Source organism: Kitasatospora saccharophila (assembly GCF_039529925.1).
GTDB lineage: Bacteria > Actinomycetota > Actinomycetes > Streptomycetales > Streptomycetaceae > Kitasatospora > Kitasatospora saccharophila.
On the sequence record NZ_BAAANS010000026.1, the window covers coordinates 103,493 to 122,639 of the forward strand.

At 75.3% G+C, this 19,147-nt stretch carries 16 protein-coding genes and 2 pseudogenes; 7 read left to right on the forward strand and 11 right to left on the reverse strand.

Annotated elements, in window-relative coordinates; translation table 11 throughout:
- Positions 1-128 precede the first annotated feature (128 nt).
- The 3 genes from ABD345_RS20195 to pdxH all read right to left on the reverse strand — a co-directional run bounded on the left by ABD345_RS20195 (position 129) and on the right by pdxH (position 3,679).
- Complete coding sequence (locus tag ABD345_RS20195; RefSeq protein ID WP_344553761.1) at positions 129-2,582, reverse strand: FxsB family cyclophane-forming radical SAM/SPASM peptide maturase; 2,454 nt, start codon at positions 2,580-2,582, stop codon at positions 129-131.
- A gap of 44 nt (positions 2,583-2,626) precedes the next feature.
- Entirely contained in the window at positions 2,627-2,797 is a 171-nt protein-coding gene (gene fxsA, locus ABD345_RS20200) for an FxSxx-COOH cyclophane-containing RiPP peptide (protein ID WP_344553762.1), read from the reverse strand.
- 204 nt (positions 2,798-3,001) lie between these two features.
- On the reverse strand, positions 3,002-3,679 hold the full coding sequence (gene pdxH, locus ABD345_RS20205) for a pyridoxamine 5'-phosphate oxidase (RefSeq protein ID WP_344553782.1): 678 nt from the start codon (positions 3,677-3,679) through the stop codon (positions 3,002-3,004).
- A gap of 420 nt (positions 3,680-4,099) precedes the next feature.
- Between pdxH and ABD345_RS20210 the strand changes: the two genes are divergently transcribed.
- Positions 4,100-5,200: a citrate synthase 2 gene (locus ABD345_RS20210; protein ID WP_344553763.1), complete on the forward strand. Its 1,101-nt coding sequence runs from the start codon at positions 4,100-4,102 to the stop codon at positions 5,198-5,200.
- A gap of 180 nt (positions 5,201-5,380) precedes the next feature.
- On the forward strand, positions 5,381-6,505 hold the full coding sequence (gene serC / locus ABD345_RS20215) for a phosphoserine transaminase (RefSeq protein ID WP_344553765.1): 1,125 nt from the start codon (positions 5,381-5,383) through the stop codon (positions 6,503-6,505).
- 76 nt (positions 6,506-6,581) lie between these two features.
- On the opposite strand, the gene ABD345_RS20220 is transcribed toward serC, so the two are convergent.
- Positions 6,582-7,700: an NAD(P)/FAD-dependent oxidoreductase gene (locus tag ABD345_RS20220; protein ID WP_344553766.1), complete on the reverse strand. Its 1,119-nt coding sequence runs from the start codon at positions 7,698-7,700 to the stop codon at positions 6,582-6,584.
- A 136-nt stretch (positions 7,701-7,836) separates the two neighbouring features.
- On the opposite strand from ABD345_RS20220, the gene ABD345_RS20225 reads away from it, so the two are divergent.
- Complete coding sequence (locus tag ABD345_RS20225; RefSeq protein WP_380274347.1) at positions 7,837-8,295, forward strand: MarR family winged helix-turn-helix transcriptional regulator; 459 nt, start codon at positions 7,837-7,839, stop codon at positions 8,293-8,295.
- 23 nt (positions 8,296-8,318) lie between these two features.
- Here ABD345_RS20225 and ABD345_RS20230 read toward each other — a convergent pair whose 3' ends face one another.
- A complete protein-coding gene (locus ABD345_RS20230) occupies positions 8,319-9,311 on the reverse strand; it encodes an aldo/keto reductase (protein ID WP_344553767.1) in 993 nt (330 codons plus the stop codon).
- A 213-nt stretch (positions 9,312-9,524) separates the two neighbouring features.
- Here ABD345_RS20230 and ABD345_RS20235 point away from each other — a divergent pair, with 213 nt between their 5' ends.
- Together ABD345_RS20235 and ABD345_RS20240 are read left to right on the forward strand one after the other, a co-directional pair.
- Positions 9,525-10,169, forward strand: coding sequence for a ScbR family autoregulator-binding transcription factor (locus ABD345_RS20235; RefSeq protein WP_344553768.1), 645 nt, complete (start codon positions 9,525-9,527; stop codon positions 10,167-10,169).
- A gap of 184 nt (positions 10,170-10,353) precedes the next feature.
- Positions 10,354-12,126 (forward strand): glycoside hydrolase family 35 protein, encoded by a 1,773-nt coding sequence (locus ABD345_RS20240; protein ID WP_344553769.1) that lies wholly within the window; start codon positions 10,354-10,356, stop codon positions 12,124-12,126.
- Between the two features lie 140 nt (positions 12,127-12,266).
- Here the strand turns inward: ABD345_RS20240 and thpR are convergent, their stop codons facing one another.
- The 4 genes from thpR to ABD345_RS20260 form a co-directional block, all read right to left on the reverse strand.
- Positions 12,267-12,836, reverse strand: a complete 570-nt coding sequence (gene thpR, locus ABD345_RS20245) for an RNA 2',3'-cyclic phosphodiesterase (protein ID WP_344553770.1) — start codon at positions 12,834-12,836, stop codon at positions 12,267-12,269.
- Positions 12,837-12,939: 103 nt separating this feature from the next.
- The gene (locus ABD345_RS20250) at positions 12,940-14,502 is read right to left on the reverse strand and encodes an MFS transporter (RefSeq protein WP_344553771.1); all 1,563 of its coding nucleotides are present in this window, start codon (positions 14,500-14,502) and stop codon (positions 12,940-12,942) included.
- Positions 14,503-14,656: 154 nt separating this feature from the next.
- Complete coding sequence (locus ABD345_RS20255) at positions 14,657-15,091, reverse strand: MarR family winged helix-turn-helix transcriptional regulator (RefSeq protein ID WP_344553772.1); 435 nt, start codon at positions 15,089-15,091, stop codon at positions 14,657-14,659.
- Between the two features lie 79 nt (positions 15,092-15,170).
- On the reverse strand, positions 15,171-15,716 hold the full coding sequence (locus tag ABD345_RS20260) for an FHA domain-containing protein (protein WP_344553773.1): 546 nt from the start codon (positions 15,714-15,716) through the stop codon (positions 15,171-15,173).
- 202 nt (positions 15,717-15,918) lie between these two features.
- Between ABD345_RS20260 and ABD345_RS20265 the strand changes: the two genes are divergently transcribed.
- Positions 15,919-16,407 (forward strand): hypothetical protein, encoded by a 489-nt coding sequence (locus tag ABD345_RS20265; RefSeq protein ID WP_344553775.1) that lies wholly within the window; start codon positions 15,919-15,921, stop codon positions 16,405-16,407.
- 162 nt (positions 16,408-16,569) lie between these two features.
- Here the strand turns inward: ABD345_RS20265 and ABD345_RS40310 are convergent.
- Together ABD345_RS40310 and ABD345_RS40315 are read right to left on the reverse strand one after the other, a co-directional pair.
- Positions 16,570-16,659, reverse strand: a pseudogene (locus tag ABD345_RS40310) (hypothetical protein); the annotation flags it as partial.
- 125 nt (positions 16,660-16,784) lie between these two features.
- Positions 16,785-17,342 (reverse strand): annotated as a pseudogene (locus ABD345_RS40315) (OB-fold nucleic acid binding domain-containing protein); the annotation flags it as partial.
- Between ABD345_RS40315 and ABD345_RS20275 the strand changes: the two are divergent.
- The gene (locus tag ABD345_RS20275; RefSeq protein WP_344553777.1) at positions 17,246-18,883 is read left to right on the forward strand and encodes a CdaR family protein; all 1,638 of its coding nucleotides are present in this window, start codon (positions 17,246-17,248) and stop codon (positions 18,881-18,883) included. The pseudogene ABD345_RS40315 and the gene ABD345_RS20275 overlap by 97 nt on opposite strands.
- The last annotated feature ends 264 nt before the right edge of the window (positions 18,884-19,147 follow it).

A 19,147-nucleotide genomic window follows, 5' to 3' on the forward strand; every position in this document is an offset into this window, starting at 1 on the left:
TCCCACAGCCACGGGCCGGTGCACGGCCCTGGAACGCACAGCGGTCGCGCCGCCACGACGGCGGCCGGTCACCGACCACCCTGCCCAGCGGGAGTCCGTTCCCAACCGCCGGGCCGGTGGCGGCTCCGTCAGCCCGCCCCCGCGGCCACCCGGGCCCGCCACCGGGCCAGGTTCTCGGCGGCCGCCGCCCGGGCCGCCGCCTCGGCGGCCGGGCCGACCGGGACGGCCAGCCAGGGTTCGACGGCGGTGCGCATGCCGGTGGCGAAGCGTTCGCCGAGCGGGGTGAGGGCGCCGGAGCCGGTCAGCTCCTCGATCGCCCCGACCGTGTGCGAGCGCCAACCGGCCAGCTGGAAGCGGGCGTTCTCGCGCTCCGGCCCGTCGGCGAGCACCCGCACCCGGGCCGCCCAGTACTCGGTGACCGCGAGGTGCGCGTAGGTGCCCTGGAACAGGCCCTCCAGCGGGCGCGGGTCGGGCCGCCAGGGGGCGTGGAACAGCCGCTGGTCGGTCCGGTCGTACAGGTCGTGCAGGTCGAGCACCGCGCCCAGCTTGACGTGCTGGAACTCGTGGGCGACCAGCAGGGCGAGGGTCGGCGCGGCGGCCGGGCGGGCGATGCCGACGGCGCCGAACGCCTGCCGGGCGGCGGCCGAGACGTCCCGCCCGGCGGGCCCGGGCCGCAGCGGGGTGAGGGTGGACAGGCCGGCCCGGATGCCGGGGGCGTAGCCCGGCAGGTCGCGGCCGATCAGCTCCCACGCCTCCCGCAACGCGCCGCTCCAGGCGCGTAGTTCGGCCTCGTCCAGGCGTTCGGCGACCGGCCACTGGTGGCTGTCGCGCTGCGGGTCGGTGTCCTCCAGCGCGACCGTCCAGCCGTCGGCGAGGGCGACCCGCCGCACCGGCTGCCAGCGGCCGTCGCCCGGGGCGTCCCAGCCGGTCCGGACGCCGCCGACCTCGAAGCCCTCCGGGTCGCCGGTGAGCACGGCCTCGCCCGCGCCGCCGACCAGCACCCGCCCCAGGGTGGGCAGGTGGACGGCCCCGGCCCGGACCGGCAGCGGCAGTTCGAAGGAGCGGCGGGCCCGCAGCGCGGCGGCGGCGGCCAGCTCGGCCACCCCGCCGAGGTCCGCCCCGACCGGGTCCGCCCCGCCGGAGCCCGGACCGCCGGAGCCCGCCCCGCCGGAGCCCGGACCGGCCAGGCAGCGCACCGCCCAGGCCCGGACGTACGGGTGGGTCAGCACCGCGGACAGCGCGGCGCCGTCCCCGGCGTCCAGCGAGGTGACCAGCTCCCAGGCCGGGGAGGCGGTCGCGACGGCGGCCACCAGCCGCCGGGTGAGCCCGAGTTGGGCCCCGGCCAGGGCCCGGACGGTGTCGGCGCCGCCGTAGCCCGCCGCGAGTTCGTCGAGCTGGCGGTCGGTCAGCGCGGCGCCGGGCGGGTCCTGGGCCGGGACGGCGGCGGTGGGCGTCGTCCGGTCGCGGACGGTGGTGATCAGCTTCAAGAGGTCCCCGCAGAAGACGGAGGGATTGCGGAAGCCGGAGCCGTCGTCGGCCCGGTAGCGGTGCGCGTAGAGGCCGCCGCCGCAGGAGCGCACCACCGGGCAGGCCCGGCACTCCTCGGCCAGCCCCGCCAGCCCGGACTGCCGCTCCACCATGCCGGGGTGCGCGGCGACCTGGTCGAGGCTGTGCTCGAACACCGTGAACCCGGTCTCGGGCGCGCCGTCGTAGGCGGTCTTCAGGCTGTCGGCCTGCTCGAAGGACCCGTCGGTCTCCACCACGACCAGGTCGGACGGGTCCAGCCCGAGCGACTCGGTCAGGCTGGAGCGCCCGCGCAGGGTGCGGTGGATCGAGTCGAAGGTGCGGACCGGGACGGGGCGGCCCAGCTCCTCCCAGCGCCGGTACACCGCCAGCAGCCAGTCCGCGTACGGGGTCGGGCCGAGCCCGTCCGGGCGCTTGGGCGGGTCCGCCCAGGTGGCGTGCGGGAGCAGGAAGTCGACCCGGGGCGGTTCCAGCGCGACCAGCGCGTCCAGCACCGCGACGGGGTCGTTCTCCACGTCGATGGTGCACAGCAGGCCCGCGTACAGGTGCCGGTACTCGGGGCGGCGCAGCAGGCCGACCGCGGCGAGCACCTTGGCGTGGCTGCTGCGGCCGTCGGCGAAGCGGCGGTGCCGGTCGTTGGCCGCCCGGTCGCCGTCCAGCGAGATGCCGACCTTGATGCCGTGCTCGGCGAACAGGTCGAGGTGGCGGGTGTTCAGCCGCACCCCGTTGGTGTGGATCCGCAGGTCGAGGGCGCACCCGGGGGGCAGCGCGGCGCGCAGCAGTTCGGCCGCCCGGCCGAGCCGGGCCGGGCCCGCCAGCAGCGGTTCCCCGCCGTGCAGGACCACGTGGACGGCGGGCAGCCGGTGGGTGCGGGCGTGCTCGGCGATCCGCTCGGCGGTGCGGGCGAGCACCGCCTCGTCGATCACCCGCGCCTTGCCGCGCCAACTGGTGTCCGCGTGCTCGTAGACGTAGCAGTGGTCGCAGGCCAGGTCACAGCGGCCGTGGACCTTGATGACGTACTGCGAGAACGGGACGGGCGGGCGCGGCGCGGGGGGCACGGGTGATCAGGTGGAACGTCGTGTCCGGCTCGGTTCCGGGCCGGTCAGATCGAGGAGTTGAACGCGGCCACGGCCACCTGCCCGGACTCGCCGCCCGGGAGGGCCCGGTGCAGGCCCGCGGCGAGCTCCTCGGTGCCGAGGGCGGCCAGGGCTGCCAGCGAGGGGGCGGACTCCTCGGCGCGCGCGCTGTCGGCGGGCTTGGTGGCGGCGACCATGATGACTCGTTTCTGCGCCCGGACGACGGGCGCCCACAACGGAGGCCCCGGCATCCTTTTGACGGGACTCACCCGCGCGGAAGTCTACGCCGCGCTACCCACTGTCCGCCGCCTCAAACGTACTCAATTTTACCAACGTACTCCCCCTGGAGTACTTGCGGCCGCCTGGAGTTGACGAACGGTCAGCTTTGCGGCAGGGGAGCCTCAGGGGCAGAGCCGCTCGACCCGCCACCCCCCGGGCGCGGCACCCGCGGCGCCCCCGCCCGCGGCGCCCCCGCCCGCGGCGCCCTCGCCCGCGGCGACGAAGCGTAGCCGGTCGTGCAGCCGGTTCTCCCGCCCCTGCCAGAACTCGACCGTGCGCGGCACCACCCGGTAGCCGCCCCAGAACGGCGGGACGGGGACGCCCTCGCCCTCCGGGTACCGGGCGGCGAGGTCGGCGTACCGCTGCTCCAGCACCTCGCGGCCGGCCACCGGGCTGGACTGCTCGCTGGCCCAGGCGCCGAGCTGGGAGCCGTGCGGGCGGGTGCGGAAGTACGCGGCGGTCTCGTCCCGGCCGACCTTCTCCACCCGGCCGGTGACGATGACCTGGCGGGCCAGCACGATCCACGGGAAGAGCAGCGCGGCGTTCGGGTTGGCCGCCAGGTCGGCGCCCTTGCGGGAGCCGTAGTTGGTGAAGAACACGAAGCCGCGCGGGTCGTAGCCCTTGAGCAGGACGGTGCGCGCGGAGGGCAGCCCCTCGGCGTCGGCGGTGGAGAGCACCATCGCGTTCGGCTCGGGCACGCCCGCCTCGCGCGCCTCGTGGAACCACTGGGCGAACTGCTGGAACGGGTCGGCGGCGAGCTGCCCCTCGGTGAGGCCCTCGTGCCGGTAGTGCTCGCGCATCGCGGCCGGGTCGGGCCCCGGGGGCGGGGCGGATCCGGTGGAGGGGGCGGATCCAGCGGGCAGGGACTCGGCGCTCGGACGGCGTTCCGCGGTAGGCACGCCCCCATCATTCCGTACGACAAGCGCCGGGCGCCGCCCCGCCCGGCCGACGGCCGGGAGTAGGGTGGCTCGCCACCGCTTCGGCACCCGCCGCCCGGGGAACCGTCCGGCCGTCGCCCGGTGCGCCCCGGAGGATCCGCCGACGACGCCGGAGACGACGGGCCGGAGCGGCCCGTGGGGGAAACATCACCGTCGTGGTGTATGGCGCAATGCACTCCGTGCCTGTCAGTCTGACACCGAGTGCCAATCACCATCGGCCACCGGCGCGCCGCCCCACCACGGCCGCGCGCCGCCGTCGGATCATTTGAAGGAGCCGTTCAGATGTCGGATTTCGTACCCGGCCTTGAGGGTGTAGTCGCCTTCGAGAGCGAGATCGCCGAGCCCGACCGCGAGGGCGGGGCGCTGCGCTACCGCGGGGTGGACATCGAGGACCTGGTCGGCCAGGTCTCCTTCGGACACGTGTGGGGCCTGCTGGTGGACGGCAAGTTCGCCCCCGGCCTGCCGGCCGCCGAGCCGTTCCCGATCCCGGTCCACTCCGGCGACATCCGGGTCGACGTGCAGTCCGCCCTCGCCATGCTGGCCCCGGTCTGGGGCCTCAAGCCGCTGCTGGACATCTCCGCCGAGCAGGCCCGCGACGACCTCGCCCGGGCCGCCGTGATGGCGCTGTCCTACGTGGCCCAGTCGGCCCGCGGCCAGGGCCTGCCGATGGTCCCGCAGCGCGAGATCGACAAGGCGGAGACGATCGTCGAGCGGTTCATGATCCGCTGGCGCGGCGAGCCCGACCCGAAGCACGTCAAGGCCGTCGACGCGTACTGGACCTCGGCCGCCGAGCACGGCATGAACGCCTCCACCTTCACCGCCCGGGTGATCGCCTCCACCGGCGCGGACGTCGCGGCGGCGCTGTCCGGCGCGGTCGGCGCGATGTCCGGCCCGCTGCACGGCGGCGCGCCGTCCCGGGTGCTCGGCATGATCGAGGAGATCGAGCGCACCGGCGACGCGGCCGGCTACGTGAAGAACGCCCTCGACAAGGGCGAGCGCCTGATGGGCTTCGGCCACCGGGTCTACCGCGCCGAGGACCCGCGCGCCCGGGTGCTGCGCCGCACCGCCAAGGAGCTCGGCGCGCCGCGCTTCGAGATCGCCGAGGCGCTGGAGAAGGCCGCCCTGGAGGAGCTGCACAACCGCCGCCCGGACCGGGTGCTGGCCACCAACGTCGAGTTCTGGGCCGCCATCATGCTGGACTTCGCCGAGGTCCCGGCGCACATGTTCACCTCGATGTTCACCTGCGCCCGCACTGCCGGCTGGTCGGCGCACATCCTGGAGCAGAAGCGCACCGGCCGGCTGGTCCGCCCGGCCGCCCGCTACACCGGCCCGGCCGCCCGCAAGCCGCAGGAGATCGAGGGCTGGGAGCAGATCGCCGGCTGACCCACTTCCGGGTGAAAGGCTGACGTCACGTCAGCCCCGGCACGGCCGTCACCGGGCGCGCGCACACCCCCTGACCAGGGGTCACGCGCCCCGGTGCGGCCTGTCCGGAGCGGCCAAGATCACGTCTCAGCGGCCGGACGGGCGTACCGCCGCCGCGCGTCCGGGGGATAGGGTGCGGGTGTGGCTCAGATTCAGATCCCCGCCGACAATCTGCCCAACGACGGCCGCTTCGGCTGCGGCCCCTCCAAGGTGCGCCCCGAGGCCCTGAGTGCCCTCGCCGCCACCGGAACCTCCCTGCTGGGCACCTCCCACCGCCAGGCCCCGGTCAAGAACCTCGTCAAGCGCGTCCGCCAGGGCGTCGCCGAGCTGTTCTCGCTGCCGGAGGGCTACGAGGTCGTGCTCGGCAACGGCGGCTCCACCGCGTTCTGGGACATCGCCGCGTTCGGCCTGGTGCGCGAGAAGTCGCAGCACCTCGACTTCGGCGAGTTCTCCTCCAAGTTCGCCTCCTCCGTGAAGGCCGCCCCGTGGCTGGCCGAGCCGACGGTGATCAAGACCGCCCCGGGCACCCACCCGCTGCCGGTGGCCGAGGCGGGTGTGGACGTCTACGGCCTCACCCACAACGAGACCTCCACCGGTGTCGCGATGCCGATCCGCCGCCCCGAGGGCGCGGACGCCGGCTCGCTGGTCCTGGTCGACGCCACCTCCGGCGCCGGCGGCCTGCCGGTCGACATCCGCGAGACGGACGTCTACTACTTCGCCCCGCAGAAGTCCTTCGCCTCCGAGGGCGGCCTCTGGCTGGCCAGCTTCTCGCCGGCCGCGCTGGAGCGCGCCGCGGAGATCGCCGGCTCCGGCCGGTACATCCCGCCGTTCTTCGACCTGCCGACCGCGATCGACAACTCGTCGAAGGACCAGACGTACAACACCCCGGCCATCACCACCCTCTTCCTGCTGGCCGACCAGCTGGAGTGGCTGAACGGCCAGGGCGGTCTGGACTGGGCGGTGGCCCGCACCGCGGAGTCCTCCTCGATCCTGTACTCCTGGGCCGAGAAGTCCTCCTTCGCGCAGCCCTTCGTGGCCAAGCCGGAGGAGCGCTCGCAGGTCGTCGGCACCATCGACTTCGACGACTCGGTCGACGCCGCCGCGGTGGCCAAGGCACTGCGTGCCAACGGCATCGTGGACACCGAGCCGTACCGCAAGCTGGGCCGCAACCAGCTGCGCGTCGCGATGTTCCCGGCGGTCGACCCGGCGGACGTCGAGAAGCTCACCGGCGCCATCGACTACGTGGTCGAGCACCTGAACGACTGATCCGACGCCTTCCCGGGAGGCCCCGGTCCGCGCGAGCGGGCCGGGGCCTCCCGGCGTTCCGGGCCGGGTCCGGCCCTCAGACCGCACCGGCCTCGGCCGCGGCCGCGTTCGGGCCGAACTGGTCGAGGAAGCGCCCGGTGAACAGGTCGGCGCCCTTGTGGTCCCGTACCGCCTCGACCGGCGTGACGAACGGCCCGTCCGGCGAGGGGAGTTGGCCAACGCCGCCGGTGGTGCCGAGCGGCAGCAGGATGATCGGGTGGCCGAGCGGGCGGTAGACCTCGGCGGGCTGCTCGCCGCGCAGCTGGGCGGCGATGTTCTTGGCCACCACCTCGGCGTGCCGCATCGCGAAGCCCGCCATGTCGGCCTCCGGCAGGTCGGCCAGGTCGCCGATCGCGTACGCGTGCGGGTGGCCGGGCAGGCTCAGCCGCTCGGTGACCTCGACCTTGCCGCGCGCGGTGCGGGCGGTGAGCTTGCCGTCGGCCAGGTAGTCGGCGTCGACGCCGGACCCGTACGCCCGGTACCAGAGGTCGGCGGTCAGCCGCTCGCCCGCCGTGGTGGTGACGGTGAACTCGCCGGCCCGGCCGCTCTCGCCGGGCGGCGGCTCCACCAGGCCGGTGCCGAGCCGCAGTTCGACGCCCAGTGCGTCCAGCTGGCGGCGCAGGTCGTCGGCCACCCCGGGCAGGAAGCCGGGCAGCAGCTCCTCGACCGGGTCGACCAGCACCACCCGCTTGTCCGGCCAGACCTCCTTGATCTCCCCGGCCAGCTCCAGGCCGATCGCCCCCGCGCCGAGCACCAGCACCCGCCGCGCCCCGGCCAGTTCGCGGTGCGAGGCGCGGAGGTCGGCGAGCGCCCCGTCGACGGTGTCGGCGGCCGGTTGCGCCGGGTACGGGTACCGGGCGCCGGTGGCCAGCACCAGGTAGTCGGCGGGCAGGTGCTCGCCGGAGGCCAGCGTGACCCCGCCCGGGTCGACCGACACCGCCCGGTCCCGGACCACCCGCCCCTCGGTCAGCAGCGTCCGGTAGGGGAAGAACAGGTTCCCGGCCCAGTCCGGCCGGGTCAGGCCGCGCAGCGAGCCGGCCACGTTGACGAACGCCTCCCGCGGGTCGACCAGCACCACGTCCGCCTCGGCCTGCAGCGCCTTGGCGACCGCCGCGCCCCCGTAGCCCCCGCCGACCACCACAACGGTACGACTCATGACTCCACCCTCCCGTGGCTCCGCGCCCCTCTTGGTTCGCACTACGAACATAGTTGTTCGCAGTACGAATTACCAGCCTCCCGGGAATCTTTATTCGTACCACGAACTACCGCCTTCCCCGTGGTACGCTCGCCGGATGGCGAAGTTCGAAGCGGGCCCGATGAACCTGGTCACCGCCCTGGTCCGGACCTCCTTCCTGGTGGACGCCGCCTACACCCAGGCCGGCCGGGAGCACGGGCTGACGCCGCAGCAGGGCCAACTGCTCTGCGTCCTGACGGCCCGCCCGTACGGGATGGGCGAACTCTCCGCGGTGCTCGGCCTCGCCAAGTCCAGCCTGACCGGCCTGGTCGACCGCACCGAGCGGCACGGGCTGGTGCGCCGCGAGGACGACCCGCGCGACAGCCGGGCCGTCCGGGTCGCCCTGACCGAACTGGGCGGCGAGATGGCCGAGCGCTTCTACGCCGCGGCCTGCCGGCGGGTCGACGAACTCCCCTTCGGGCTGGACGCCGAGCAGCGCGGGACGCTGACCGCGCTGCTCGAACGGGTGGTGCTGGACAACGAGGCCCCCGAGGTCTTCACCGAGCCCGGCGCCTGACGCCCCCGCCCCGCCCCGCCCGCTCACCAGGCGTACGCCTCCGGCGCGGGGCCGCCGCCGTTCGGACCGGGCGGCGGGAACAGCCGGTCCAGCTCGGCCAGCAGTTCCGCGTCCGGCTTCAGCTCCAGCGCGGCCAGCGCGCCGTCCAGCTGCCCGACCGTGCGCGGGCCGATGATCGGGCCGGTGACGCCCTCCTGGGCCAGCAGCCAGGCCAGCCCGACGTGCGCCGGATCGGCGCCCGCCCGCGCGCACAGCTCCTCGTACGCCTCCAGCGTGCCCCGGTGCGCGTCCAGCGCGGCCGCCGAGTGACCGCCGCCGCCGCGGGCCGCCGTGCCCTCCCGCCGCTTGCGCAGCACCCCGGCGAGCAGGCCGCCGTTCAGCGGGCCCCACGGGATCACGCCGATGCCGTAGTGCCGGGCCGCGGGCAGCACCTCCAGCTCGGCCCAGCGGGTCATCAGGTTGTACCGGGACTGCTCGGCCACCAGGCCGAGGAAGTGCCGCTCGCGGGCCGCCTCCTGGGCCTGGGCGAGGTGCCAGCCGGCGAAGTTGGAGGAGCCGAAGTACAGCACCTTGCCCTGCCGGCGCAGCACGCCGAACGCCTCCCAGACCTCCTCCCACGGCGTGCTCCGGTCGACGTGGTGCATCTGGTACAGGTCGATGCGGTCGGTCCGCAGCCGCTTCAGCGACGCCTCCACCGCCCGCCGGACGTGCAGCGCGGACAGGCCGCCCCCGTTGGGCCCGGAGCCGGTCGGGAGGTAGACCTTGGTGGCCAGCACGGTGCGCTCCCGGCGCTCCGGGTCGCCGGCGAACCAGCGGCCGATGATCTCCTCGGTGGAGGTCTCGCCCGGGCGAGTGCCGTAGACGTTCGCGGTGTCGAAGAAGTTGACGCCGTGCTCGTGCGCCCGCTGCATCACCGCGTGGCTCTCGCGCTCGTCCGTCTCCGTCCCGAAGTTCATCGTGCCGAGCACCAGCCGGGACACCGTCAGCCCGCTGCGGCCGAGCCGGGTGTACTCCATGGCAACCGCCCCCTCATCCCCGACGGCCCGCCGGTCGGGCCGCTCCGCCGCCCAGAATACCGACAGACTTGTATGGAAATCGCGCTTTCCCGATCTCCGGCGTACCGACCCCGGACCGGAACATCGCCCTCCGACGCCCGGTGGGCCTCAGCACTAGGATGCAGACCGGTCGGCATGCAAGGCGTCGGCCCGGCACCGCAGGAGGAGACCGGAGTGACGAAGCAGGAACGCGGCATCCGCTCGCGGCAGGCCATCCTGGAGGCCGCCGCCGAGGTCTTCGACCTGCGCGGCTACGACGCCGCCGGGACCAACGAGATCCTCGCCCGCACCGGCCTGACCAGGGGCGCGCTCTACCACCACTTCCCGTCCAAGGAGGCCATCGCGCTCGCCGTCCTGGACGCCCACGGCGCCGCCCTGACCGCCGTCCCCGAGCACGCCAGCCGGCTGCAGTCCGTCATCGACCTGGGCTTCGCCTTCGCCGACCGCCTGCGCACCGACGTCGTCCTGCGCGCCGCCGTCCGCCTCGCCGTCGAACGGACCTCGCTGACCCGGCCCGCCGTCACCCCGTACGAGCAGTCCCGCGCCGTCGTCCGGGCCCTGCTCGCCGACGCCGCCGAACGCGGCGAGACCCTGCCCGGCCTCGACCCCGACGAGGCGGCGGACGTCGTCATCGCCGCCTTCACCGGCGTCCGGGTGATGTCCCAGGTCTACACCGACCGCGCCGACCTGCCCGAACGCCTCACCGCCCTGTGGCGGACGCTGCTGCCCGGCCTCGCCGCCCCCGGCATGATCAGCCGCCTGCGCACCACCCCGCCGACGCCGGACGGGGACGCCGCTACTTCTGCACGATCGCGCTGATGATCACCACGACCAGCAGCAGGACGAACGCGCCGGTGACGATCCGCATACGAGTCTTCGGGTCCACCCTCCGAGGGTAATCGGTCGAACGCCCCGCCCCGCACACAGGGCGCTCGTCCCGACGTTCCGCCCCGCCGCGCATGTCTCCGGGGCTGACCCCGGCACCGTTGGGCAGGCTAGGGGCATGCTCACCTACGACTCGAACGGCTTCCGCCTCGACGGCCGACCGCTGCGCATCCTGTCCGGTGCGGTGCACTACTTCCGCAGCCGCCCCGAACAGTGGCCCGACCGGCTGGCGGCGGCGCGCGCGATGGGGTTGAACACGGTGGAGACGTACGTGCCGTGGAACCTGCACGAGCCCGCTCCCGGGCGGTACGCCCGGCTCGACGAGCTCGACGCGTTCCTCGACGAGGCGCACCGGCAGGGCCTGTGGACGATCGTCCGGCCCGGCCCCTACATCTGCGCCGAGTGGGACAACGGCGGCCTGCCCGGCTGGCTCACCGCCCGGCTCGGCCGCCGGGCCCGCACCGGCGACCCCGGGTTCCTCGCCGCCGTGGACGCGTTCTTCGACGTCCTGCTGCCCCGGGTGGTCGAGCGCCAGTGGGGCCGACCCGGCGGAACCGTGCTGATGGTGCAGGTCGAGAACGAGTACGGGGCCTTCGGCAGCGACCGCGACTACCTCGCCCACCTGGCCCGCGGCCTGCGGGAGCGGGGCGTCACCGTCCCGCTGTTCACCTCCGACGGTCCCGAGGACCACATGCTCGCGGCCGGCACCGTCCCCGGCGTGCTGGCCACCGTCAACTTCGGCTCCGACCCCGAGGGCGCCTTCGCCGCACTGCGCCGCCACCGCCCCGAGGACCCGCCGTTCTGCATGGAGTACTGGAACGGCTGGTTCGACCACTGGGGCCGGCCGCACCACACCCGGGACGCCGCCGACGCCGCCGACACCCTGCGCCGCATCCTCGCCGCCGGCGGCTCGGTCAACCTCTACATGGCCCACGGCGGCACCAACTTCGGCACCACCGCCGGCGCCAACCACGCCGACCCACCGTTCAACTCCACCGACTGGACGCACTCCCCCTACCAGCCCACCACCACCTCCTACGACTACGACGCCCCGCTCGACGAACGCGGCCTGCCCACCGCCAAGTTCGAAGCCTTCCGACAGGTCATCGCCGACTTCGCCGCCGAACAGCCGGAACTCGTCCGCTACTTGGACAACCGCACCCCCGAACTCCCCTCCCCCGCACCGGTGCTGGCCGCCCGCGAGGTGATCCTCGACGAGTACGCCGAGCTGCCGTTCGGCCCCGCCGTCGCCTCCCCCGTCCCGCCGCTGTTCGAAGAACTCGGCCTGGAGCACGGCCTGGTCCGCTACACCGCGACGCTCCCCGCCGCCAGCCCCGAACTCCCGCTCACCGTCGAAGGACTGCGCGACCGGGCCGGCCTGCGGGTGGACGGCAAACCCGTGGCCGCCCTCGAACGCGGCGTGCCCGCCGAACCCGTCACCGCGGGCGGCGGCGCCCGGATCAGCCTGCTCGTCGAATCCCTCGGCCGGGTCAACTACGGCCCGCGGACCGGCGAGACCAAGGGCGTCACCGGCGTCCGCCACGAACGCCAGTACGTGCACGGCTGGCACGCCGAACCGCTCGCCCTCGACCCGCTCCCCCACACCACCGCCTGGGGCCCCGGCACCCCCGCCCCCGAGACGCTCGCCCGCGGCACCCTCCACCTCGACGCCCCCGGCGACGCCTTCCTCGCCGTCCCCGAGGGCCACCACGGCTACCTCTGGGTCAACGGCTTCCTCCTCGGCCGCTACGACGCCCGCGGCCCCCAGCACACCCTCTACTGCCCCGCCCCCCTCCTCCACCCCGGCCCCAACACCCTCACCCTCCTCGAACTCGGCCCCACCGACCCGTCCCGCGTCCAGCTCCGCGAGACCCCGGAGATCAACGGCTGACCGCCCGGGGGACGCACCACCAGGGGCGCGGGGAACCGCGCGGCCCACCGGGCACGCCCAGCCGGACCACGACGCAGGACACGAACTCGCCCTGTCCCGCGACCACGCTGACGCGCGGTTCCCCGCGCCACGGTCCCGCCTCAGCGCAGCGGGTCGCCCAGCGGCCAGCCCTCCACCACCGTGTAGCGGGCCGGGCCGTAGCCCGGCTCGCTGCGCATCAGTTGGATCCGCTCGGCCGCCCACTCGGTGCCGCGGAAGTCCCGCATCGCGGCGGCCATCGTCCTCAGCTGCCCCGGCCCGTCCGGTCTCCGTCCCCGGGTGGTGCCGGAGCGGGCGAGGGTCAGGTGCGGTTGGAAGCCGTGTTCCCCGTCCTCGACGTCCAGGGTCCGCCGCACGGCCGCCGCCAGGGCCCGCAGGGCGCGGGTCCCGCCCTCGACGCCCGCCCAGAGGGCCCGTTCGCCGAAGGTGCCGCCGCCGGCCAGCCGCAGCCGGTGGGCCGGGTGTTCGCCGGCCAGCCGGGCGAGGGCCCCTTCCAGGGCGGGGACCTCGTCGGCCGGCACCTCGCCCAGGAAGGCCAGGGTGAGGTGCCATCCGGCGGGTTCGGTCCAGCGCAGCCGGTCCGCGCCGGGGAGTTCGCGCAGCGGCGCCGCGGCGTCGGCGAGTTCCCGTCTGGCGCGGGCCGGGGGGTTCACGGCGACGAAGAGCCTCATCCCGCCATCCTGCCGCACACCCCCGGCCCGCCGGGGGGACGGGGCGGAGGCCGCACCGGTCCGTACCGGAGGGCCCGGCTCCACCCCGCCCCTGCCCCATGGCCTAGCAGGCGGTCGCCAGGTCGTCCTTCTGCACCACCGAGAACACCCGGCCGCGGGTCCGCACCGGGTGCAGGTCCAGGCGCAGCCGCAGGCCGCTGATCCGGCCGAGGACCAGGGCGACCACGCCGGCCGCGGCGGCGGAGACCAGTCCGCAGGCGAGCAGGCCCAGGCGCGGGCCGTACTGGGCGGTGATCCAGCCGACCAGCGGGGCGCCGATCGGGGTGCCTCCGGTGAAGACCAGCACCAGCAGGCCCATCACCCGGCCGCGCATCTCGGGGTCGGTGCCGAGCTGCAGGGCCGAGTTGACCGAGGTGTTGAAGGTCAGGCCGAAGACGCCGATCAGGGTGAGCAGCAGCGCGAAGGTCCAGTAGCCGGGCGCGAACGCGGCCAGTACCTCCAGCGTGCCGAAGGCGAGCGCGGCGAACACCAGGCGGCGCAGCCGGGGCGCGCCGCGGCGGGCGGCGAGCAGGGCGCCGGTGAGCGAGCCGACCGCCATTGCGGTGTTGAGCAGGCCGTACGCGCCCGCGCCGACGTGGAAGGTGTCGTGCGCGAAGCCGGAGAGCAGGGTCGGGAAGTTGAACCCGAAGGTGCCGATGAACCCGGCGAGCACCATCGGCCAGAGCAGTTCGGGGCGTTCCCGGACGTAGCTCAGGCCCTCGCGGAGCTGTCCGCGCCGGCGGGCGATCCGCTCGACGGGGCGCAGTTCGCTGCTGCGCATGGCGAGCAGGCCGCCGATGACCGCGACGAAGGAGATCCCGTTGACGGCGAACGCCCAGCCGCTGCCGACCGCGGCGATCAGCGCGCCGGCGACGGCGGGGCCGACCAGGCGGGCGGTCTGGAAGTTGGCGGCGTTCAGGCTGACCGCGTTGGCGAGGTCCTTGGCGGGGACCATCTCGCTGACGAACGCCTGCCGGGTCGGGTTGTCGACCACGGTGACCAGGCCGAGCAGCAGCGCGAACAGGTAGACCGCGACGGGCGTGACGGTGCCGGTGATGGTGAGCAGGGCGAGGCCGGCGGCGAGCAGGCCCATCGCGCCCTGGGTGGCGATCAGCAGGCGGCGCTTGGGCAGCCGGTCGGCGAGGACGCCGCCCCACAGGCCGAGCAGCAGCATGGGCAGGAACTGCATGGCGGTGGTGATGCCGACCGCGAACGGGCTGCCGGTGAGGCTGAGCACCAGCCAGTCCTGGGCGATGCGCTGCATCCAGGTGCCGGTGTTGGAGACCACCTGTCCGGCGAAGTAGTACCGGTAGTTGCGGATGCGCAGGGACGAGAACATCCCTCCCGGGCGGCTGAACCGGCCCGGCGGAGCGGCGGGGGTCTCCGCCGCGGTGGGATGCTCGGGGTCGTCGTCGCCGCTGCCCGGCAGGCCCGTGGGGGCGGGTGCCTGGGTCTGGGCGGCGGGGGCGCCGGTGGGCGCGGTCTCGGTGGCGGCCGCTTCGTCGGTGAGCGGTTCGTCGTGGCGCGCGCCCGCGGGGCGGGTGGTCAGGCGCCGGGGGTCGGTGCGGAGGTCGGTGCGGATGGTCGCGGTGCGGATCGCGGCGGCGCGGGCGGCCGGCGGTGTCAAGGTGGTCTCCCCTCGGCGCGCCGCGGCCGGTCGTCCGGTCGCGGCGCGGTGTGTGGCGCTGGTGGGTGCTGCGGTGATGCGGTTCTCCTTCGTTCGCCCGGGACGGGTGCTGGACGGGGTCGGGCCGGTGCCGGACTGGTCCGGACCGGGTCGGCTACATGTTGGCCAGCTTGTAGAGCACGGGCGCGGCGGCCTTCAGCCGCTCCCATTCCTCCGCGTCGAGGCCCTCGGCGAGCTGGGCCAGCCAGGCGTTGCGCCGGCGGCGGGACTCGTTGAGGATCTCCTCGGCCTGCTCCGTACTGCTGACCACCACCTGCCGGCGGTCCTCCGGGTGCGGCTCGCGCCGCACCAGGCCCTTCTCCTCCAGCATCGCGATGATCCTGGTCATCGACGGCGGCTGGACGTGCTCCTTGCGGGCCAGCTCACCTGGTGTCGCCTTGCCGCAGCGGGCGAGCGTGCCGAGCACCCCCATCTCGGTGGGGCTCAGCGACTCCTCGACCCGCTGGTGTCGCAACCGTCGGGCCAGGCGCATCGCGGACGACCGCAGCTGGCTTACCGCCAGCAGGTCGTCCTCGGACATCTCGGGCATGTCATTAGACTACGTCATTACCGAGTCTAAGGAAAATTGATTTCCGCCACACCGCGGCGGGGCGCCGGAGCCGTCCCGCTCAGTCCGCGGTGAGGTGGAAGCCCAGCCGGCCGAAGCGCAGCCGGTCGCCGGCCCGGACCGCGGTGCCGCCGGCCACCCGGCGGTCGTTGACGAAGGTGCCGTTGCTGGAGCCCAGGTCGTACAGCACCCAGCCACCGGCCTCGAAGCGCAGCTCGGCGTGGTGCCGGGAGACGGTCGAGTCGCCCAGCCGGAGGTCGGAGCCGGTCATCCGGCCGATCCGCAGCCGCCGGACGCCCGGGTCGGGCAGCCGCAGCCTGGTCAGCTGCTCGGCGTGCCAGGTCTGCCGCAGCCGGACCTGGAGCGCGGAGACCTTGGCCACGCCGCGCAGCAGCGCCCGGGAGACCGGCCCGTAGGTGCGCAGGTCGCCGACCACCTCGGCGAGTTCCGCCCGGCTGCGGGCGGTCAGCACCAGTTCCATCCGGCGGATGAAGGTGTCGTGCGAGAGCCGGCCGCTGCCGACCCCGTCCCGCAGCACCTCCAGCGCGCTGTCCCGCTCGGCCTGCGAGGGGCGGGCGAGCTGGGTACTGAACTCCTGAGCGGCCATAGCGTGATTGTCGGGCGGCCGGTCCGCGCTGTCCAGCACACCGTCGGCCCACGACCGGAAGGGCCCCGACTCCCGTGCGGCACAACGGCCTTCGGGCGGATCCGGGCCGGCTCCCCGCGCACCGGAACGCCCTCCCGGCCGGGCCCGTACTGGCAGGATCGGGGGCACCGCACCGACGACCGGCCCGGGGAGCGCCCGCCACATGCCCGTGATCGCCGTGACCGGGCACCTGGACCTCGCCCCGGCCACCTCCCGTGCCGTCCGCGCCGCCCTGGACGCGCTCCTCGTCCCTTGCCCGGCGGCGGAGTTGACCGGCGTCTCCTGCCTGGCGCCGGGCGCCGACACGCTGTTCGCGGACGCCGTGCTGGCCCGCGGCGGCCGCCTGGTCGCTGTCCTGCCCGGCCCCGGCCACCCGGGTCCGGGGGCCACCGCCGCCGAGCGCGCCGCGTTCGACCGGCTGCGCGCCGCCGCGCACCGGGTGGTGGTGCTGCCCGCGGCCCGGCTCGACCCGGCCGCGTACGTCGCCGCCAATGACCGGTTGCTGCTGCTCGCCGACCGCCTGGTCGCGGTCTGGGACGGCGGGCCGGGCAACGGGCCGGGCGGGACGGCCGACATGGTCGCCGCCGCCCGGGCCGCCGGGCTGCCGGTGGACGTCCTGTGGCCGCCCGGCTCGACCCGCACCGGGCGCTGAACCGCCGTGGGCCGGACGGCACTCGGCAGGCGGGCCGACGGCCCTCGTCCGAACGCCTCCGCCCGCCCGCCGGCCATACGGCTCCAGCCGGCTCGGGCCGCGGAAGAGGAACACCGCGTCCCGGATCGAGGGCAGGCCGAGGGCCGGCATCAGCACCCGGGCCAGCCCGAGGCCGAACCCGCCGTGCGGCGGCATGCCGTACCGGAAGCAGTCCAGGCACCGGCCGAGCGGGCCCTCGGGTCCGGTGTCCATGGCACCTCGAACACCAGCCGCCGCTCCGGGCGCCGGACGTCCAGGAAGCGCCAGTTGGCGCGCTGCTCCGGGCCGGTCTCCGCGCCGATCGGCAGCCCGGGCTCGGCCGCCGACACCACCTCGACCCGCTCCGGGACGATCTCCAGCCCGCCCAGCTTCACCACCGGGTTGGCCACCACCCGGCCGGTCACCACCACCGCCGACTCCACCGTCAGCCCGCGCAGCAGTCCGTCGAGCGCGTCCCCCTCGCCCCCGCGCCGGTGGGTGACCTGCACCGCCCCCGTGTGGTCCCGCACCACCACGAACCGCACCTTGCTCTGCAGCCGCAGCGTGTCGCCCCCTTGACCGTGACCGTCCGCCCGATCGCGGACGCCAACCCTCCGACGAGGACGCGCCCACCCCAACCCGTTCGTACCCGCTCCCACCTCGGGTTTTTCTCCCGCCCCCGGACCGCGCCCCGCCCCGCCGCAGGCCCGTGACGGACGGTGACAGCCGCCGGGGGCGGCCCTACGATGGCCCGACTCGGGTCGGCCCGACCGGAGTTGACCATCAGTCAGAGATGCGTGCGTTCCGGGGAGGCGGCCCGATGGTCGAGGATGCGTGGAACAGATCGGCACTGCGGGCGGGCACCCTGGCCAGGCTGCTCGCCCTGACCGACACCCTGGTCGACCCGGTGGCGGCACCGGACCCGCTGGCCCCCGTCCGGCACCTGTCGGTGTTCGACCCGCTCGACGCCCCGGGCCCGGACCGGGCCGGGACCGTCCTGGTCGCGATCGGGGTCGACCCGCGCTCGGCGGCCGCCGAGGACCTGCTGCGCGACGCGGGCGCGGACCGGGTGACGGCCGTGGTGCTGCGGGGAGTGGCCGACCGGGCCCGCCGGGAACGGCTGGGCGGGATCGCGGAACGGGCCGGAACCGCCCTGCTGCTGCGCGCCGCCTGGACGGACTGGCAGACCGTGGTCGCCACCCTGCGGGCCGCCCTGGAGAGCCCGGTCACGGACCACGGCAACGTGCTGCTGGGCGACCTCGGCGGCCTGGCCCGCCAGATCGCCCGGGAGGTCGAGGGGGCGGTGACCATCGAGGACCCGGACTCCCGGGTCCTCGCGCACCACGCCGAGAGCATCGACCTGGACCGGATCCGGCTCTGGACCGTCCTGACCGGCGCCGTCCCCGAGGAGCGGCGCCGGGCGATGAACCAGGACGGCTTCTTCAAGCAGCTCTGGTCCTCGAACCGGGTGCTGCACCGCCTCCCCGACGGGGACGTGCCGGAGCGGATGGCCGTCGCGGTGCAGGCCGGCGGCATGCGCCTCGGCTCGATCTGGGTGGCCGCGATCACCGGGAAGGCCCTGGAGAGCCGGGCCGTCGACGTCCTGCGGGCCGCCGCCGAGACCGCCGCCGCCCACCTGCTGCACCACCACACGCACCACGGCGCCCGGCACGCCCTGCTGCTCGGCGCGGCCCGCGCGGTGCTCGACGGCCCGGGCTCCGGCGCCCTGCTCGCCGGGCACAGCGGCATCCCCGCCGACGCCCACTGCGCCGTCCTGGCCGTCGGCGCGCCCGGCCCGGTGGGCGACGGCCGCCGCGCCGAGCTGGAACGGGCGGTGCGCCTGTGCCGGCCCCGCCCCGGCAGCGGCCACCTGGTCCTCCCCGCCGAGCGCGGCGTCCTGGTCCTGCTCGGCGGTCTGGCGAAGACCCCGGCCGAGGCCCGGACCCAGGTCACCGACTACGGCCGCCTGCTGTCCGCGGACCTGACCGCCCGGCTGGGCGTCCGGGTACCGGTCGGCATCGGCCCGGTCCAGGCCCGGCTGGACGACGCCGCCCGCTCCCGCCGGTCCGCCGAACTCGCCCTGGGCGGGCTGCTGTTCCTCCGCAAGACGCCCGAACCCGACTGCGCCACCGTCGAACAGGTCGCCGACGCGGTCGCCCTGCGCCAGATCATCGAGACGGTGGACGGGCTGCCGCTGCCGGTGCGCACCTCGGTGTCCCGGCTCGCGGAGGTCGAACCGCGCACCGGCCACCCCCCGCTGAAGCTGCTGTCCGCCTACCTGAGCCACCACGAGCAGAAGGGCCCGGCCGCCGACTCGCTCGACATGCCCCGCACCACCTTCAGCCAGCAACTCGCCAGGCTGCGCAAGACCTTCGGCCTGGACACCGAGGACGCCGACGCCATGCTGCTCGCCCGCATCCAGCTCCTGGTCCGCAAGTACCGGGCCGACCGGGACTGACCCGGGCGCCCACCCCGGCGCCCACCCCGGCCCCCGCCGCACGGCCGCCGCCGCACGGCCGCCGGACCGGCCTGGACCGGCCTGGACCGACCCGGCGGTGCGCGGACGCCGGATCCGCCCCCGAGACCGGTGCCCGCGCACCGTCCCGGCCCGACCGGGCACCGCGCGCCGCCGCCCGCACCGCCGATCGCCCCGCCCCCGGTCTCCCCCGGCCGCCCGCCCCCGCCGACCCCCGGGCCCGGGCCGCCCGCGCCGCCGCCTGCA

Excerpts from the sequence above, each read along its gene's own strand:
- fxsA (WP_344553762.1), bottom strand. The coding sequence starts at position 2,797 with ATGGTCGCCGCCACCAAGCCCGCCGACAGCGCGCGCGCCGAGGAGTCC.
- pdxH (WP_344553782.1), bottom strand. The coding sequence starts at position 3,679 with ATGCGCGAGCACTACCGGCACGAGGGCCTCACCGAGGGGCAGCTCGCC.
- ABD345_RS20210 (WP_344553763.1), top strand. The coding sequence starts at position 4,100 with ATGTCGGATTTCGTACCCGGCCTTGAGGGTGTAGTCGCCTTCGAGAGC.
- ABD345_RS20220 (WP_344553766.1), bottom strand. The coding sequence starts at position 7,700 with ATGAGTCGTACCGTTGTGGTGGTCGGCGGGGGCTACGGGGGCGCGGCG.
- ABD345_RS20225 (WP_380274347.1), top strand. The coding sequence starts at position 7,837 with ATGGCGAAGTTCGAAGCGGGCCCGATGAACCTGGTCACCGCCCTGGTC.
- ABD345_RS20230 (WP_344553767.1), bottom strand. The coding sequence starts at position 9,311 with ATGGAGTACACCCGGCTCGGCCGCAGCGGGCTGACGGTGTCCCGGCTG.
- ABD345_RS20240 (WP_344553769.1), top strand. The coding sequence starts at position 10,354 with ATGCTCACCTACGACTCGAACGGCTTCCGCCTCGACGGCCGACCGCTG.
- thpR (WP_344553770.1), bottom strand. The coding sequence starts at position 12,836 with ATGAGGCTCTTCGTCGCCGTGAACCCCCCGGCCCGCGCCAGACGGGAA.
- ABD345_RS20255 (WP_344553772.1), bottom strand. The coding sequence starts at position 15,091 with ATGCCCGAGATGTCCGAGGACGACCTGCTGGCGGTAAGCCAGCTGCGG.
- ABD345_RS20260 (WP_344553773.1), bottom strand. The coding sequence starts at position 15,716 with ATGGCCGCTCAGGAGTTCAGTACCCAGCTCGCCCGCCCCTCGCAGGCC.
- ABD345_RS20265 (WP_344553775.1), top strand. The coding sequence starts at position 15,919 with ATGCCCGTGATCGCCGTGACCGGGCACCTGGACCTCGCCCCGGCCACC.
- ABD345_RS20275 (WP_344553777.1), top strand. The coding sequence starts at position 17,246 with ATGGTCGAGGATGCGTGGAACAGATCGGCACTGCGGGCGGGCACCCTG.